At 65.2% G+C, this 15,355-nt stretch carries 17 protein-coding genes and 1 pseudogene; 11 read left to right on the plus strand and 7 right to left on the minus strand.

From position 1 onward, the window contains the following. Positions 1–321: 321 nt before the first annotated feature. A complete protein-coding gene (locus tag GS4_RS16995) occupies positions 322–1,248 on the minus strand; it encodes a glycine-rich protein (RefSeq protein WP_007622796.1) in 927 nt (308 codons plus the stop codon). A gap of 410 nt (positions 1,249–1,658) precedes the next feature. Next, positions 1,659–2,285: a TetR/AcrR family transcriptional regulator gene (locus GS4_RS17000; RefSeq protein WP_007622798.1), complete on the minus strand. Its 627-nt coding sequence runs from the start codon at positions 2,283–2,285 to the stop codon at positions 1,659–1,661. 183 nt (positions 2,286–2,468) lie between these two features. On the opposite strand from GS4_RS17000, the gene GS4_RS17005 reads away from it, so the two are divergent. The 9 genes and pseudogenes from GS4_RS17005 (at position 2,469) to GS4_RS24875 (ending at position 10,415) form a co-directional block, all read left to right on the plus strand. Continuing rightward, positions 2,469–3,788 carry a glycosyltransferase gene (locus GS4_RS17005; RefSeq protein ID WP_007622800.1) on the plus strand — a complete coding sequence of 440 codons (1,320 nt, stop codon included), beginning with the start codon at positions 2,469–2,471 and terminating at the stop codon, positions 3,786–3,788. Beyond that, entirely contained in the window at positions 3,785–4,312 is a 528-nt protein-coding gene (locus GS4_RS17010) for a hypothetical protein (RefSeq protein ID WP_007622802.1), read from the plus strand. The genes GS4_RS17005 and GS4_RS17010 overlap by 4 nt, the downstream gene beginning before the upstream one ends. Positions 4,313–4,452: 140 nt before the next feature. After that, positions 4,453–4,800, plus strand: coding sequence for a hypothetical protein (locus GS4_RS26245; protein WP_245555734.1), 348 nt, complete (start codon positions 4,453–4,455; stop codon positions 4,798–4,800). Between the two features lie 64 nt (positions 4,801–4,864). Next, positions 4,865–5,494 (plus strand): DUF3159 domain-containing protein, encoded by a 630-nt coding sequence (locus GS4_RS17020; RefSeq protein ID WP_007622806.1) that lies wholly within the window; start codon positions 4,865–4,867, stop codon positions 5,492–5,494. Between the two features lie 272 nt (positions 5,495–5,766). Next, positions 5,767–6,894, plus strand: coding sequence for a hypothetical protein (locus tag GS4_RS24870; protein WP_007622808.1), 1,128 nt, complete (start codon positions 5,767–5,769; stop codon positions 6,892–6,894). A 204-nt stretch (positions 6,895–7,098) separates the two neighbouring features. After that, on the plus strand, positions 7,099–7,260 hold the full coding sequence (locus tag GS4_RS17030) for a hypothetical protein (protein ID WP_157226661.1): 162 nt from the start codon (positions 7,099–7,101) through the stop codon (positions 7,258–7,260). Positions 7,261–8,479: 1,219 nt separating this feature from the next. Next, positions 8,480–9,787 (plus strand): PGRS repeat-containing protein, encoded by a 1,308-nt coding sequence (locus GS4_RS25655; protein ID WP_439644628.1) that lies wholly within the window; start codon positions 8,480–8,482, stop codon positions 9,785–9,787. 236 nt (positions 9,788–10,023) lie between these two features. Continuing rightward, positions 10,024–10,191: pseudogene (locus GS4_RS26000) on the plus strand (hypothetical protein); the annotation flags it as partial. Between the two features lie 11 nt (positions 10,192–10,202). Beyond that, entirely contained in the window at positions 10,203–10,415 is a 213-nt protein-coding gene (locus tag GS4_RS24875) for a DUF2188 domain-containing protein (RefSeq protein WP_051989761.1), read from the plus strand. A 630-nt stretch (positions 10,416–11,045) separates the two neighbouring features. Here GS4_RS24875 and GS4_RS17050 read toward each other — a convergent pair. The 4 genes from GS4_RS17050 to GS4_RS17065 all read right to left on the minus strand — a co-directional run bounded on the left by GS4_RS17050 (position 11,046) and on the right by GS4_RS17065 (position 12,816). Beyond that, complete coding sequence (locus tag GS4_RS17050; protein WP_007622819.1) at positions 11,046–11,438, minus strand: hypothetical protein; 393 nt, start codon at positions 11,436–11,438, stop codon at positions 11,046–11,048. A 49-nt stretch (positions 11,439–11,487) separates the two neighbouring features. Next, entirely contained in the window at positions 11,488–11,811 is a 324-nt protein-coding gene (locus GS4_RS17055; RefSeq protein WP_217997692.1) for a transcriptional regulator, read from the minus strand. Between the two features lie 31 nt (positions 11,812–11,842). After that, the gene (locus GS4_RS17060; protein ID WP_040510937.1) at positions 11,843–12,310 is read right to left on the minus strand and encodes a hypothetical protein; all 468 of its coding nucleotides are present in this window, start codon (positions 12,308–12,310) and stop codon (positions 11,843–11,845) included. A 95-nt stretch (positions 12,311–12,405) separates the two neighbouring features. Then, complete coding sequence (locus tag GS4_RS17065; protein ID WP_040510902.1) at positions 12,406–12,816, minus strand: RidA family protein; 411 nt, start codon at positions 12,814–12,816, stop codon at positions 12,406–12,408. Positions 12,817–12,914: 98 nt separating this feature from the next. Here GS4_RS17065 and GS4_RS17070 point away from each other — a divergent pair, with 98 nt between their 5' ends. Both GS4_RS17070 and GS4_RS24880 read left to right on the plus strand, forming a co-directional pair. Further along, a complete protein-coding gene (locus GS4_RS17070; RefSeq protein ID WP_007622826.1) occupies positions 12,915–13,295 on the plus strand; it encodes a winged helix-turn-helix transcriptional regulator in 381 nt (126 codons plus the stop codon). Positions 13,296–13,537: 242 nt separating this feature from the next. After that, positions 13,538–14,404, plus strand: coding sequence for a zinc-binding dehydrogenase (locus tag GS4_RS24880; protein ID WP_439644627.1), 867 nt, complete (start codon positions 13,538–13,540; stop codon positions 14,402–14,404). A gap of 318 nt (positions 14,405–14,722) precedes the next feature. On the opposite strand, the gene GS4_RS25660 is transcribed toward GS4_RS24880, so the two are convergent. Beyond that, a complete protein-coding gene (locus tag GS4_RS25660; protein WP_157226662.1) occupies positions 14,723–15,310 on the minus strand; it encodes a hypothetical protein in 588 nt (195 codons plus the stop codon). Between the last annotated feature and the right edge of the window lie 45 nt (positions 15,311–15,355).

Genomic DNA, 15,355 nt, shown 5'->3' on the forward strand with positions numbered 1-15,355 from the left:
GAGTCAGCTTGCTTTCACCCGGCCGGCAATGCCGCCGACGCTGAACCCGGCGCGATCACCAGCGCACCAACGATCACCGCTGCCCCCGCAGTACCGCCCACAACACCCCGACCTCGATGGCCTCGAGAATGTTTGTACCGCAGCATAATCAGTCACTCCACTCCATCGCTGGGACACCAGTGCACCAGCAGATCATCGACGCTGTTGGCGCCCGCCGGCGTGCGCGATCACCGCGGCAGCCACTCGGCTCCACATCGGCGATGAGGGCACCGCACCCACTGGGGACTGACCGCGTCAGGATCTGTCCTGGGACACATGTGTTCAGCTGCTGCCGAAAACGCCTGAGGGTAGGCACAGAGAGCCGCTGCACGGCGGGTTCGGTGGATTCGGTGTGGCTGGCGGTTGATAGGTGATGGTGATCGACGGAGCCTGGTCGGTGAGGGCAACAGCGCCGCCGTCCGGGGCCAACGAGGAGCCACCTGCGCCGCCGCTGCCGATCGCGCCGCCGCCACCGCCGTAGAGGCCGCCACCACCACCGCCACCACCGCCGTACTGGTTGAAGGGGTCCGGCTCCACGGGGCCGCCGGCCCCGCCCAGACCCAGGGATCCGGCCGCGCCGGAGTAGATAGCAAAGTCTAGGAACGTTCCGCCCGCGCCGCCGGCAGTGCTTGTTCCAGCCTGTGCCGCCACGGATAGATACCCTTTGCCGGCGGGTTCGCCTGCGTTGCCACCAACACCGTAGTTCGCTGCGCCGCCGCCGCCGGCGGCGATGAGTACCCGGCTCGCCAGATCATTAGTGGAAGTGCGGATATCGGAGGCGCCGCCGCCGCCCGCACCCGGGGATGCCCCAGACCGGGGAGTGGTGCCGCCGTGGCCGCCGCCACCCTCCCCACCTTCCCCGCCATCCCCGACAGCATCGGGTTTGGTGCTGGCGCCGTTGCTGGCGACCATCGCGACCAGCGTGTGTGAGTTAGCGGGTACCGCCACCGTGCCGGTCACCACCGCGCCCCGACCGCCGGTCTGGGCGTTCGTGATCGCGCCGCCGTGGCCGCCGATGGCGGTGACCTGCACCGATTCCACACCGGCGGGCAAGGTCAGTGTGTGTTGGCCTGCCGCGGTGTAGGTGCATGTCACCACGCCGGTCGGGTCGGGCTGCACACACTCGCCCGGCAGCGCCGCCGAGGCCGTACCAGGTGCCACGGTCAGCCCGGCGACCACGATCGCCGCACCAGCAGCTGCGCCGACCACACCACCCCGACCACGACCACGACCACGACCACGACCACGACGAGAACCCTGAGAATGGCTGGACCACAACATAATCACCGAATCCCCATCAACAATCAGGACACCACACCCAACGCGCAGTACCACCTGGACGCGACGCTAAGCCGCACCACCACCCCGCCACCAGTCCCCAGACTGGGACTGCGGTCACCCCTGTGTGGGGTGTGGCGGATTGTTCTTGATGCTGCAGAACTCGCTTGTCATATTCGGCGCGGACTTCGATTCCTATCCATCGAGTTGCGTGCGGCCGCAGCCGAGCCCGAACAGGACAAAAACAGGCTTACGGTACGTTATGCCAACTAACGCACATGTGCCCCCGTTGACATATGCAATCCTGGCCGCCAGGCCGGACCAGCTAGTGCGAGTGTCGGTCAACCCTCCAGTGCCGCAGAGATACTCGTACGAATCCACCCATTCAAACGTGTCGCGGTCCAGTTGCGTTCGACGGTGAAGTACCGGTAGGTCGTCGGGCTGGTGACGTGGCTGAGGATGTCGGAGAACTCGTCGACCTGATTGTCCGAGATCAGGTTTCGATGTACGAACCAGTGACAGCCGGTGTGGATGTCGTCGAGTCGGCGTAGTTCGGAACGTTCGAGTTGCTCGCCGATGGCGGGATCGGTGTCGGCCGCAAGGGTGGCTGCATGCCACAGATCGGCGATCCGGCTGTTGGCCTCGGTCACGTAGTCGATGTAGCGGCGAATGGCGCGGTCGGTGTCGTCGTCGGACATGATCGCCACGAAATCTGGACGTTCGAGCAGTGACACGAACTTCTCGTCGCCGGTGAAGCCGCGCTCGAGTACCGCCATCATCAGCGCAGCCTTGGAGCCTGCCTGATACACCGAGCCCACCGACACCCCGGCGTGCTGAGCGATCTGTTGCAGCGTTGTGCGCGAGTATCCGTGCGTCACGAACAACTCCTGCGCGGCATCGAGAATGCGTGCGCGTGTCTGTGCGGCAGTGACCGCCCGCTTACGCGCGGTGTATTGCCGCCTTGTCATCGTCGAGCCTTTCATTAAGGTCGGAACTCACCAAATCATACCCATCGCACCGGACATCACCATGTACCACGATCGGAATCCATGCCCGCCGAACAGGCACGGCAAAAAAGTTGGTCGTTCGTCCGCATGCGCGATCTATTTTCGATAAGGTCTGAACTTATCGAAATGTGAGGAGGTAGCGCGGTGGCGCGCATACTGCTCTGCAGCACCCCGTTGGCCGGCCATGTCGGCCCGGTGACCGCCGTCGGGCACGGCCTGGTCGAACGCGGTCACGAGGTGATCATGGTGACCGGCTCGCGCTTCGCAGATCAAGTCGCCGACGCCGGCCTCACGATGCACCCACTGGCCGGAATCGCCGACATCGACGAACGCGATCCGGACAGCTTCCTCCCGAAACGGGACCGTCACCGCGGGCTCGCGTTGTCCCGGTATCAGGTCGAGAACACCTTTGTCCGTCCGCTGCTCGATCAAGCAGCGGCCGTCAACGAAGTCATCGACACCGGCGACGTCGGCGCGGTGTTGTGCGACGGAACCTTCGCCGGAATCGTCCCGCTGTTGTCGCGGTCCCGCGAGCAACGGCCGCCGGTGATGGGGCTGGGCACGATGCCGTTGGCGCAGACCAGCCGTGACGTTGCCCCGTTCAACAGCGGACTGCCGCCGATGCCGGGGCTGGTGGGCAACATCCGCAATCGGATCGCCCATCAGGTCGTACGTCGTGGCATGTTCGCCGCGACCCAACGATATGCGGCTGGCCTCGTCGGTGCCGCCGGCGGCCGGCTCGATCACTTCATCCTGGACCTGTCGAGCGCATTCGATCGATTCTTCCAACTTGGACCCGCCGAATTCGAGTACACACGAGCTGATCTCGCAGAAAACACGGTGTTCGTCGGTCCAGTCGGCGGCCCGAACCGACGAGTGGCACAACCCCCATGGTGGCCGGAGATGCTCGCCGACCAACGCCCGATCGTCCATGTCACGCAGGGCACTCTGGACAACCATGATCTCTCCCAGCTGATCGAACCTGCCATCGTTGGACTCGGTGACGCCGATGTTCAGGTGGTTGTCACCACCGGCGGCGCCGATCCCGACAGCATCCGCCTCGCATCCAACACTCGGATCGCGCGATTCCTCGATTACAATGCGCTGCTCCCCCGCACCGCGGTGATGGTCACCAACGGCGGCTACGGCGGAGTGCTGCACGCGTTGCGCCACGCCGTACCGGTGATCGTGGCACCCGGTGCCGAAGACAAACCCGAGGTGGCCGCCCGCGTACAGCACTTCGGCGTCGGTGCCGATCTTCGGACGCGTCGGCCGCCGGCGTCGTCGATTGCCGACGCGACGATCCGAATCCTGTCCGATGACAGCGTCACACAGTCATGTACCGCCATGGCACGGGCGATCGCCACATATGACCCCATCGGAACTATTGCCAACGCACTCCACGATGAACTCGACCCGGCCAGATGTGATCCTCGCCCTGACCCGAAAGACGTTGCGCGATGACCATTCCTGAACTTCTGATCCTGATCGCACTGATGGCGTATGCCGTGTACCGTCAGTCGCGACGGCATGAGCTGGTCGGGTCCACCCGTTTCAAGATGGCCTTGATCTACATCGGTGTCGGACTGCTGATCGGTGGGCTGCGTCTGCCGGTCGGTCTCCTCGGCTACGCCTTCTTCGCGGCGAGCATTGCTCTGAGCGTCGTCGTCGGACTGATCCGCGGTCGGTACACGCGCATCTCCGCCGACGGCGACGGCCACGTCTATGTACAGGGCACCATCTTCACCATCTTTTTGTTCATAGGCATGATCGTCATCAAGTTCGCCCTGGGCACCACGGCCTACCTGCTCGGCAACAGCAGTCACGGTGGGTTCGGCGAGATCATCATCATGATCGGCGTGATGATCGCTGTTCAGGCCGAAATCCTGTGGCGCCGTGCACAACCCCTGTCACCAAGACAATCGGCGACGTCCGCATCCACTATGCGCTCTTCGCCCACCACATCTGTCCCCGAAAACAATCAGTGAGGATAATCATGCATACACCAATGATCGCAATCCGCCGCGCCGCCATCGTGTCGGCACTGCTCGTCCTGATCAGCATGGCGGTTGCGGCCCCCCACGCTCAAGCGCGTCCGGCACCGCCGGGAGGGTCGACAGTGACGCTGGTGGTGATCAACAAAACCGGCTGGGACTTGTCATTGAGCGGTTGGCCGTCGACCGACACGTGGGGAGGTAGCTCGTCGGCCACGCGGTGGATCGATCCACCTGCGCGTGTACTTCCCCGAGGTGGCGCGGAGATCGTGCGTGCCTGGTCGGCCAATCCGGCCCACATGTCGGCCTCGGTGACGTACTCGAACACCTACCGGTGGGCGCAGTGGCGTTACAAGTCGGAACTGAGTTGGGCCCTGGGTTTCACCACACTCGGCAACACCGGGGCATCCAACGGGGAGGTCAACGCCGCTCGGATCGACCGTTACGGGCCGAACTCCAAGGCAACCTACGTCCTGCGATGATCCGCAACCACCACTGCCGCTACCACTGGCGCGGCCGCTGCGCCACAGCGCGATCGGAGATCATATGAACCCCCTGGGATTTGTTCTCGGTCTGGCACCCTGGTTTCTGTTCTCGGTACTGAGCCACCGGCTCGGCGACGACTCGGTCGCCATCGCTGCCCTGATCGCAGCAGCACTGGCCGCGGTCATGGCGTGGACCAGCCGCGGGCGCGGCGGAGTCAAGTTCCTCGACATCGCCGGCGTGGTGACCTTCGGCGCTATCGCCGCCGCCGGCCTTCTCGGTGGCGATTCACTCGGAGAGTGGTTGACGAACTTCGCCCGCGGCGGATCGACACTGATCCTTGCAGTGCTGATGCTGATCTCCGCAGTCACCGTGCCCTTCACCGAGCAGTACGCCAAGGACTCAGTGCCCGAAGACCGGTGGTCACACCCGCTGTTCCGCGCGACCAACCGAAAAGTCAGTGCGGTCTGGGGATTCGCCGTTCTCCTCATGGGTATCGGGCACGTCGTGGCCGGTCTCATCGACCCGACGACCTCGCCGTCGGACGGGACGCGGCCGATGGACCTGCTGCTGAACTGGATCACCCCCATCGCACTGCTCGTTCTGGCCGGCAAATACACCAAACATGCCGTCGGTGCAGCACGCCAGGAACGTGACCACGAGCAGGAAGTGGGCACCACCATCGAGACCTGATCTCGGCTGGAAAGGTCGTCACGCTCGGCGACCTTCCGGCAAACGTCGTAACCGCGCCCGACCCGATCATCGAGTCGGTTGAATCCAGCTGGAACAGAAATGACGTGGAAGCGGTGAGAACGGCGATCAACGATCACTCAGCCAGCTCGGTCGACGAACAAGCCGAGCAGAGCACGTCATCGCCGCACTCGACGATGCCTGCAACGCTCCCCGGTGGCGGCTCGCCGCACCCAAAGGATCACTCGCCTAGCACGGGACAGGACACCCGAACCATGACCACGAGAACGTTCGTCGTCACGCTCTCACACCCTCAGCTCGTCGAGCGGATCACCGAACGCCTCCGAACCACGACCGATCCCAACGTCCGCGCTCTGACGGTCCGGGTCGCCGAACAAGCCGAGATCGACCGCGCCGCATCCCGTGACCGACGAGCCAGCGCCTACGCCACCCGCTACGCCTCCCAGTGGGAACGCAAGCTCGCTCGCACCCTGGCCCTCGCGGACCTCAGACAGCAGCTCGTCGACGACACCGGATGGCAACGCACCCGCCGAGTCCGCGATATCGCCGAGCTTGTTATGAGGTCAGGCTTCTCCGTCGCCATGCTCGGGACGTACTTCTTCGTCCTTCCTGCCGTCCAGCTGCCCCCATCCCTCAGTGCCTTCATGCCCTTGCTCGTGATCTTTGGTGCAGTCATGGGTGGCGCCGCGGCGATCTGTATGGCGTTGCGCAACTACGTGTTCCAGCGAGGCAATCGTGGCCGCGCCCACCGTGCCTGGCCCATCCTCGTCAGACAAGCCGCACTCAACGCCACCCAGCCTCAGCGCAGCCCTGGCACTGGCACCCAGGCAGCGTGCGCCGGCGACCTCGGCCACCAGCGCAACCAGGCGGTCCAGGCTCTCGCCGATCTGAACAGCGAGTGGGGACGCTACGAACTCGACCCCGAAGCCTGGTACCTCACCAGACCCGTCCTGCACGACACCACCGGCACCGTCGCAACCACCGTCGCCTACAACACCGCGATGACCGACCTGGCCGCCGCCGTCGAGGACCTGCACGAGCACTCCCCCGACACTGACGTCCACCGTGCGGTCGATCTTGCCGACCATGCATGGATCGCCTGGCACGCCGCCAACGACCATGCCGTCACCGTCGGCCTCGACGATCGCAGCCCCACCGAACGCGCAGCGCTGCAACGCCTCAACACCCTCGTCGCCCGACTCGCCACCAGCACCGCCGACGATCCCGAACTCGCCGCGGTCAAACGTGACATCGCCCGCTGCCTCGACAACATCCACACCGTCTCCGTCAGCTGGGCCGACATCACGTCGCTGCCCGCCCTCGACCGCCAGCTCGTCCGGCAACTTCCGTCGGCGAATGTCGACCTCGCCGGCAGGGTGTGACCGCGATGCGAATCACCCACCTCGCCCGCAGCGTCGACGACCCCAACTGGTTGATCTGCATCGCCACCGACACCAACAGGATCAGAACTTGCGACCTCGGGGACTACAGTTGGTGGGCAGGGAATCTGGCAGGTGTACCCCGAATCGTCAGCTGCGCCTCACCGTGCAGATATGACCTGGCTCCGAGCGCAGAACCATTACGAAATGGTCACTAACGAGCCGAGCAGCGCGCTGCAACGCGCCGTAGAGACCACCCCGTCCGCGACCGGGGAGCGGCGCGAGCAGATCATCGCCGCCATGGCCCAACGCGGCGACGAGCTGACCGACTGGCGCGCCGTGCGCGCCGCCCAGATCGGCACCGGCTAGACCGGCGACTACCGCCGCACCACCATCAGCGCAGGCGATCACGTTGGCGACGGCTTCGGACACTGGCTACCGGTACTGCGCGCGTACCCCAAGACTGCGACCGTCCAACGGGAAGCGCACTTCGGTGGCCGCATGATTCGCGGCACCATCCCGTATCAGGATCTCATTTTCGGCTACCGGCCCGCCGACATCGAGGACGCCGCCGGCTGAGTTTGTGCGTCTGGAGCGCGCCGAGGGACTCGTGATCCGGTCCGCGCGCTACGACAAGAGCGACTCGGATGCGGTCACCGGGTTCAGGTGTTGGACTGCCGGCATCGGAGTGCGCCAACAAGCACGGCCAACCGATCATGCGCGGCGGCAAGAAGCTCGCCGAGGACCTCTCGCTGCCCCGGTTGCGGGAGACCTCGATCGACGACGACAACGCCCGCGCCCAGCTTCAGCCCGACACTGCGCACGGGGGCGCGCACGAGCATCGCGCCGGAGGCGGGCGTTTTCCGAAGTCCGGTGCGGTAACAGCGTGTTGGCGAAGCTGTGGCGAGGACCGACAATGGCGAGGTGCTGATGCCCGGGGTCGACACGAGTGACACCAGTCGATACGGGGATAGTCCTGTTTCCGGGACTTGAGGCGTCTGTGAGATATGGGTGAGGCTGGTGGGTGAGGCAGGTTGGGGCCGAGGCAGTGTGTGCCGGGGTGTGTCTGTCTCGACTCCATTCACTTGTAGCCCGGGGAGTCGGGCTCCGTCTCGAAGGCCGAAACATGAAGGTCCCTGCTGTCCTGGTTTCTGGTGGTGTCGCATCGGTTGCGGTTCCACTGGTGCTCACCGCACTGCACACTCCCACCTCGACACCGCCGGTGCATGCCCCGGTGTCGTGGGCCCATCAACTTAGCGCAGCATCCGCAGTGACAACGGGTACGCCGGTGGCGTTCAACGGTGGCCAGCTACGAGTGGTGGACTCCGCGGAGTTGTTGGCGGCAATCGCGGCCCGGGCCCAGACGGCGGAGGCGTCGACCGGGGCGCGTCAGTTTGCGATACGAGTCCAGTCCGCGATCACCCACATCACCGACAGAGCCTCGGCTGCTGGGGCAACACCTGTGGTGGCGGGACGCCCGACTGCCTCGACCGCGCTATCTGCGACGACGGCGCCCCGATCAGCGGGCTTGCCAGCACCGACCGCACCGACCCCGTCTGCGCCGGTGTTCACACCAGCGGCCGCGTTCATACCGGCCTCGGCGGTGTCGGTGCCTGCGGCGGTCGTCACCGGCAGCGACGGGCACGCACTGGTGCAGGCACTGTTCACCGTTACCCGCGACCCGGCTACCGGGCTACGGGTGCTCGGCCCGAACGGTGTGTTGTGGATCGGTGACGGCGCCGATGGCACCGCGCAGAACCCCACCGGCGGCCATGGCGGTCTGTTGTGGGGCAACGGCGGCAACGGTTACGCCGGCGGAAACGGCGGCAATGCTGGGCTGTTTGGCTCCGGCGGCGCTGGCGGTGTCGGCGTGTTGGGTGTCAACCACGGTGCCGGCGGTAACGGTGGGCGGGGCGGTGTGGTCTCGGGCAATGGTGGAGTTGGTGGAGCCGGGGCGGATGCCGATGGCATCAGTTATCTCAACGCCGGAATCGGCGGCACCGGCGGCAACGCAGGCTTGTTCGGCGACGGCGGCGCCGGTGGCCGAGGCGGGACCGGGGCTACCGGAGCTGATGGTGTCAACCCCACCGGCGGGCCCACCCTGTCCGACCCCTCCCTCGACGGAGTCAACGGTGTTGGCAATGCAGACGGGGGTGACGGTGCCGACAGTCTCCAGTCCGGTGTCAACGGCGGTAACGGCGGTACGGGTGGCCAGTTCGGCCTGGCGGGCAACGGCGGCAGTGGCGGGGCCGGTGGGCCCGGCGCGCACGGCGGAAATGGCGGCGCCGGCGGTGGCGGTGGCAACGCCGGTGACGGCGGCAACGGAGGGATCGGCGGCGTCGGCGGCAACGGAGGTCACGGCGGCAACGGAGGCAACGGCGCCCTGTCGGGTAACGGCGGTAACGGCGGCAACGCCGGAACCGGAGCAAACGGCGGCAACGGCGGCAACGCCGGAACCGGAGCGATCGGCGCAAACGGCGGCAACGGCGGTAACGGCGGCAACGGTGCGAACGCTGGCGGCGGTGGTAATGGGGCAGCTGGCGGCAACGGCGGCGCGGGTGGTTTTGTGGTGGGCAACGGTGGTACCGGGGGCAGCGGCGGTGCTGGTGGTACCGGTGGCAACGGAGCAACCGGTGGCAACGGTGGCAACGGTGGTGCCGGCAGCCGCGGGAACCCGGCGGGAGTCGGCGGCGACGGCGGCGACGGCGGGGCGGCAGGCAGCGGGGGCCAAGGGGGAGCTGGCGGAATCGGCGGCTACTCAGGAACCTTCGGCGCTGCGGGATCGAACGGCACCAGCGGCACTAGCGGGTCCGGGGGCCGCGGCGGAGCGGGCGGAACCGGTGGATCAGGCTCAACCGCAGGAAACGACGGTTCCACCGGCTCGGCATCAGACTAACCACCCAGGCAGCCCAACCAGTCTCCTTGTATGAGTCGACCACCGACAGGCGGGGGCATCACAAGCGTCACACCCCACCACGACTGTGCCGCTGTGAATATGCCATCCGCTGATGTGATGCAACTACGATCACCAGACTGTCCGGTTTGTGAGGATGTGGCCCCGGGTCCCATCGGGGTGTCGTCGCGCTCTCGCCAGAGCCTGACGGGAGATCGAGCCCCCCGGTAGGACGCTCGGTGAGAGCCAGGCTCGGTCCAGACCCCAGCACGTCGACGGGAAGAGGGTGGTTGAGATGGCGGGCGAGTTCGAGGTCTACGCCGGCAAGTTCCGGTTCCGGCTCAAGACTGGATACCGGCGAGATCATCGCGGTCGGCGAGGCATATGAATCGAAATCCTCAGCGCTGAACGGGATCGAATCGGCCAAACGCAATGCCCCCGACGCCGCCGTTCGAAGACCAAACCATCTGGACGACCTCACTATCGGACCCAGCGCGAGACCCACGACGCGGCGCGCGGCTTCGCCGAGAACAGTGGTGGAGGTGAGGTGCGCGATCATCGCAAGGACAACAATCAGATTCGCAACTCCGACACCATCGGCAAGACGGACCCCTACCCGCCGGAGGGGTAGGTGAGCCGTCTGCGCCCGGCTGGTGGGCGCTTGAGGTCAAAGCCGCGACGCTAACGCGCCACGCAAGGAGAAGCTCACGATGCGGCCGGGTGTCAGGGAGCGAGGAGACCGCCCACTCCCGGAAGGGTTGCAGGTGCCGCCGCGGGCACGATCAAAGTGATCGCCACCGGTCCCGAGCCAGTCGCTGCTGTGGTGAACAGCCCGGGATAGTTCGGATCGCCGAAACTGCACGGTTGGACGTGGGCCACGCCCGTGCGCCCGTTGCTCACGTTGGCCCAATGTAGCTGCACCGGACGATAGGCAGCGTTAGTCGAGCACAATGATCCGCCACCTACGCTGAAGGTCACCGTGCCTGGTTGGTCACTCGAGGCGTAGACGACCGCGAGCCACGGTGTAGGCACCAACAGGCCACTGACGGTGATACCGGTGGCCGGTACATGCCACACGGGAACCTTTGTCCCAGTCACACGCTGAGGCTCGTCCGCTGTAGCTGTACCGGCTCCCGCCCCGGCCACTCCGAGGGTTGCCAGGGTGATCGCTGCACCCATTGCGGCCAGCTTCCGTTTCCAACCAGTGCGCATGGTCATCTCTTTCCGTTGTCCGATGATGGATATGTAGCGGCCGGGGAGGTCAGCGGATGGTGGCGGTGCCGGTGCACGTCGGTGCCGGCAGCGTCAGGAGCGCGCCTCGGTTGACTGCGGTGGTGGTGAATCGCACAGGGCCGCTGCCGGTGTGGATGCTGGTAGCGAATCCGCCGCCCCCGCCGCCACGCTCGAATCGCGCGACGACCTCACCGGCTGCACCGGTGCGCAGGTTCTTCCACCGCACTGTGCCGTCGGTGTGGTATCCCCAGATGCTGACATTGCCCCAGACCACCCCGGCCAGGCCCAGCCCATCTGCTGTGATGGTGAGTCCGCCACGGTCGGGGAAGTCGATGATGTTGGGGCTCAGGCCGATGCAGTGCTGGGCAACGTACTGGCTCGTGTGGTAGCTATCGGCGGAGCTGGGGCCGGCCTCGGTCATTGTCGATAGTCCGCACGCAGCGATTGCACACGCGCTGATACGTGTTGTCCTACCGAGGTTCATGGGTACGGTTCCGTTCCGTCGCAACGTGGTCCTGTGACGAGGTCTCGCCGGGGTCGCCGGCGATGATGCGTAGCGCGAGTATGTGACTGTCGAAGGCGTGACGGCCGTTGGCGGTCAGCGACAACCAGGTCAATCGCCGCGCGTCAGTGCGACGCGTTGAGGCTGCCCGCGTGGAGGCGACATAGCCAGCGTTGATGAGCGTCTTGAGGTGCTTGGACAGCGTGGCGTCGGAAATGTCGAGCGCTGTTCGCAGAACCGAAAAGTCGAGACGGTCCACGGGGTTGAGCAGCCCGCAGATCCGCAGACGCACAGGCGCGTGAATCACCGTGTCGAATCGTGGCTCAAGCACTGTGCAAATTCCTGATCGCGCCACGATACGACGCTGCGGCCCCAGCCATAGCCACCACGAACGCCGCCGCACTCGTCAACGCGACCGGCCAGTGATGCCCGGAAGCCACCAACCCCAACGACACGCTGTAGAGCGCCATGCACACGATCACCACTCCTACCGCCGCAGTGATCGCTGCGACTCCCCACGAACGGAACCGCACCCCAATCACACGACGAACCAAGTAGCCCAAGATCACCACCGCGACCAAAGCCGCCATCCCCAGCATCGGAGGCTCGTAGTTGCCCCCAGGATTCGTCGTCGCCGCCGAAGCAACCCCCACACCGCCAGCAGCACCAAAGCCCGCCAACACCAACGGCGAAACCCGGGCCCGCTGCACTAGACGCTCCCGATCCGCGTGCAAGTCACGCAAGCTCTTCTCGGCATCGTCAGGGAAGCACCCCGAGAACTCGCTTTCCATAACGGCAACACTAAAGATCATTTTCCAGGATGGCAACCAACTGGGGTAGGCAATCGCCGCGGCTTGCCGCTCCCCAACGTCGGTGGTCAGAATTACTAGTCGAGGATTGCGGTGACCTCCAGTTCGACCAGCACGGCTGGTTCGAAGAGGTGCTCGACGCCGATGAGTGATGCGGGTGGCATTGGCATTGGGAGGCCGATTTCGTCGGCAACGGAGTCGGCGCCATCCATAAATGGACCGATCTGGTCGGGCGTCCAGGATGTCACGTAGAAGGTCATCCGGACTACGTTGTCGAACGTCGCGCCGGCTCCAGCAAGGGCTGTTGCGGTGTTCCGCAGGGTCTGCGCGACTTGCCCTGCGAGATCGTCGGCGTCGACCGGTGGGCCTGCAGGGACGCTCGCTGTCTGGCCCGCTACGTACACGATCCGGGTTCCGGTACCGACGGCGACGTGATGGTATGGCGTCGGCTGAAGAAGGCCTTGCGGGCTGAATCGTCGTACTGCCATGTTCGTCGCTCCCGTGTCGTGGTCGGCTGAGCTCCTCGAGAGCCCGGTATCTATGTGATACTTGGTTGATGGCAGACACTTCAAGGTGGCCAGGTTTCGTGGTTGATACGACGTTGCATGAAGGTCGGTTCGACATTGGGCACGCACACCGGGAACTGCTCGACCAGGTGCTGGACAAGTGGTCGCTCAGTGTCCTGAATGAGCTGTGCGAGAGGCCCTGTCGTTTCAGTGAGCTGCGGCGTGCGATCCCGGCTGTGACGCAGAAGTCGTTGACCGCCACGCTTCGCCGGTTGGAGCGGAACGGCATCGTCGATCGGCGGCTGTTGAGTTCTCGCCCGGTCGCGATCGAGTACCGGATCACGCCGCTGGGCAAGACTCTCCGGCAGCCGGTCGAGGTTTTGTTGGAGTGGGTATCGGAGCACCGAGCAGCGATTGAGCGTGCTCGGGTGACCTTCGACGCTGGCGACGATGCGAACTAGTGGCGCTGGGCACCCAGCTCAGGGCTCCTGATGTTGCTCTGTGTTGCTTGAACGAAAGAACAACGAGCTCCGTACGGGGCGGGGAAACGGCGGTAGTCCGGGTGTGGAATGCGGATGCGGGTGCGCTGGTTGACGTTCACAAAAGGGCGATAGGAACGTAATGAGAGAGAACTAGCGTGCTGGCATGGACGACGAGCCCGGGTTCACCAGGTGGACTGCTTCTTCGCGAGGTGGACGAGCCCGTGCCGCTGCCGGACGAGCTGGTTGTACGGGTGGAGGCGGTCGCACCTAATCCAGGGGACCTCGCCGCGCTCACCGGGGCACCCCCGGGGGCGATACCGGGATGGGATGGCAGCGGGGTCGTTCTGCAAGCCGCAGCCGACGGGCAGGGTCTGAGTGTTGGTGAACGTGTCGTGTTTCTTGGGCTGGCTGCCCGTGGTTGGGCGCAGCGGCGGGCGGTTCCCCGTGCGATGACCGCCGCGGCTCCCGCCGACGCTTCGTGGGAGCAGCTCGCCACCCTCCCGGTGCCGGCGACAAGTGCTCTGCGTGCCGTGCGGAGGTTCGGTTCGCTCCTCGGGCGACGTCTACTCATTGTCGGTGCCACGAGCGCGGTTGGGCGGTTCGCCGTGCAGTTGGCGGCGCGTTCAGGGGCTGTCGTCGTCGCCGTGGCACGCGACCAGTCGCAACACGCGGAACTCCATCGTCTCGGCGCGCATGAAACCCACACTGACCTGAATTCGGTCAGTCCAGGGGTGTACGGCGCGATTGACATGATCGGCGGACGACACCTCGTTCAGACCTATGCACTGCTCGACCGCGGAGGGACAGTCATCGCCCTCGGGCACGCTGCGGGAGCCGATGAACACTTCCCGTTCGGAGCCTTTGTCGCGGACCCCGCAACGTACGATCGAGCGATCACGAGCTTCTTCCTCGGATCGGAACCCGAGCTGGCCAAGGAGATGACCTATCTCGCAGCGGACCGCGAGCTCCAATTCGGCGAGCTGGATGTCAAGGCTTGGACCGAGTTGGCCGCCTGGATCGCAGCAGGCGCACCTCGGCCTTCGGGACGGACTGTCTTCACTGTCGATCACGAGGAACCTGTGAGCTGACCGACAACGGCAGTCAGGCTCGGCGCTCACATCGCCAACGAGTGAAGTGGCGGCGTTGCCGGCGCACCGACCGAAGCTCGTCACTCGGAGCACCTGGAGCGCCGTGCAACGAGGACCGTTGCGTCGCTCCGGGAGCCCGACTCCTCCGAGTCGATGGCTGAGGATCTGTGCGACGCCTGAGGTGAAATCGCTCTATACGCCGCAGAGGTTGAGCGGCGCGCGCTCGCCAATAGACGCAGTCGCCGTCAGTTCTAAACATGCTGCGCCCCAACGTATTTGCGCCACGAATAGATACTCGTGTCAACTGACCGCTACGCCCTAGTTGTTCTTCAACGGCTTCGGCGGTCGGGCGACGAGGGTTTCGCCGGTTTGCGTTACCGGGACATCCTCGAATCCAGCTCTCACTGTCAGAACCTGATTGACGTACACGAAATTGATCTCGTCGTGCTTGGTGTAGCTGTAACGCCTGTCGCCGGAGTCGGCCTGCACGATCAGTTCCCACCGCCCTCGGCTGGGCTGCTGGGCGCAGCCGTTGAAGACGCTCTGGTCGGCGACCATGAAGATCTCGTCATTCCGAAGGGATACGGGGGTATGGGACGGTACCGATTGCGTGAAGCTGAACCTCGTCGTCTTGTCCTCGACGCAGGCGATTTCACCCTTCACGGTGTACGGAGACACGGTGATCGTCCAGGTCGTGGGGACGGTGGTCTCCGGTAGTTCCCACTTGAGATGTCGGAAAACGCGAGCAGACCCGACGCCTGGTCCCTCGGACGATCCGAAATTCGGAAACGTCACCGTCGGTGTCGCAGAGGCCGAAGCAGCTGTCGCTATACCGGTTGATGCGACCACACCGACGGCAATGGCGATCGCGGCAAAGCGAGAATGAACTGACACGTTGTGAACCACCTCATCATGTGCGACGTTCGAGCATCGACGTCGCGGTGAGCCCAA

It is taken from the genome of Gordonia soli NBRC 108243, assembly GCF_000334455.1.
In the GTDB taxonomy this organism is placed as follows: domain Bacteria; phylum Actinomycetota; class Actinomycetes; order Mycobacteriales; family Mycobacteriaceae; genus Gordonia; species Gordonia soli.

Excerpts from the sequence above, each read along its gene's own strand:
- GS4_RS17000 (WP_007622798.1), bottom strand. The coding sequence starts at position 2,285 with ATGACAAGGCGGCAATACACCGCGCGTAAGCGGGCGGTCACTGCCGCA.
- GS4_RS17010 (WP_007622802.1), top strand. The coding sequence starts at position 3,785 with ATGACCATTCCTGAACTTCTGATCCTGATCGCACTGATGGCGTATGCC.
- GS4_RS17020 (WP_007622806.1), top strand. The coding sequence starts at position 4,865 with ATGAACCCCCTGGGATTTGTTCTCGGTCTGGCACCCTGGTTTCTGTTC.
- GS4_RS24870 (WP_007622808.1), top strand. The coding sequence starts at position 5,767 with ATGACCACGAGAACGTTCGTCGTCACGCTCTCACACCCTCAGCTCGTC.
- GS4_RS17030 (WP_157226661.1), top strand. The coding sequence starts at position 7,099 with ATGGTCACTAACGAGCCGAGCAGCGCGCTGCAACGCGCCGTAGAGACC.
- GS4_RS17050 (WP_007622819.1), bottom strand. The coding sequence starts at position 11,438 with ATGACCGAGGCCGGCCCCAGCTCCGCCGATAGCTACCACACGAGCCAG.
- GS4_RS17060 (WP_040510937.1), bottom strand. The coding sequence starts at position 12,310 with ATGGAAAGCGAGTTCTCGGGGTGCTTCCCTGACGATGCCGAGAAGAGC.
- GS4_RS17065 (WP_040510902.1), bottom strand. The coding sequence starts at position 12,816 with ATGGCAGTACGACGATTCAGCCCGCAAGGCCTTCTTCAGCCGACGCCA.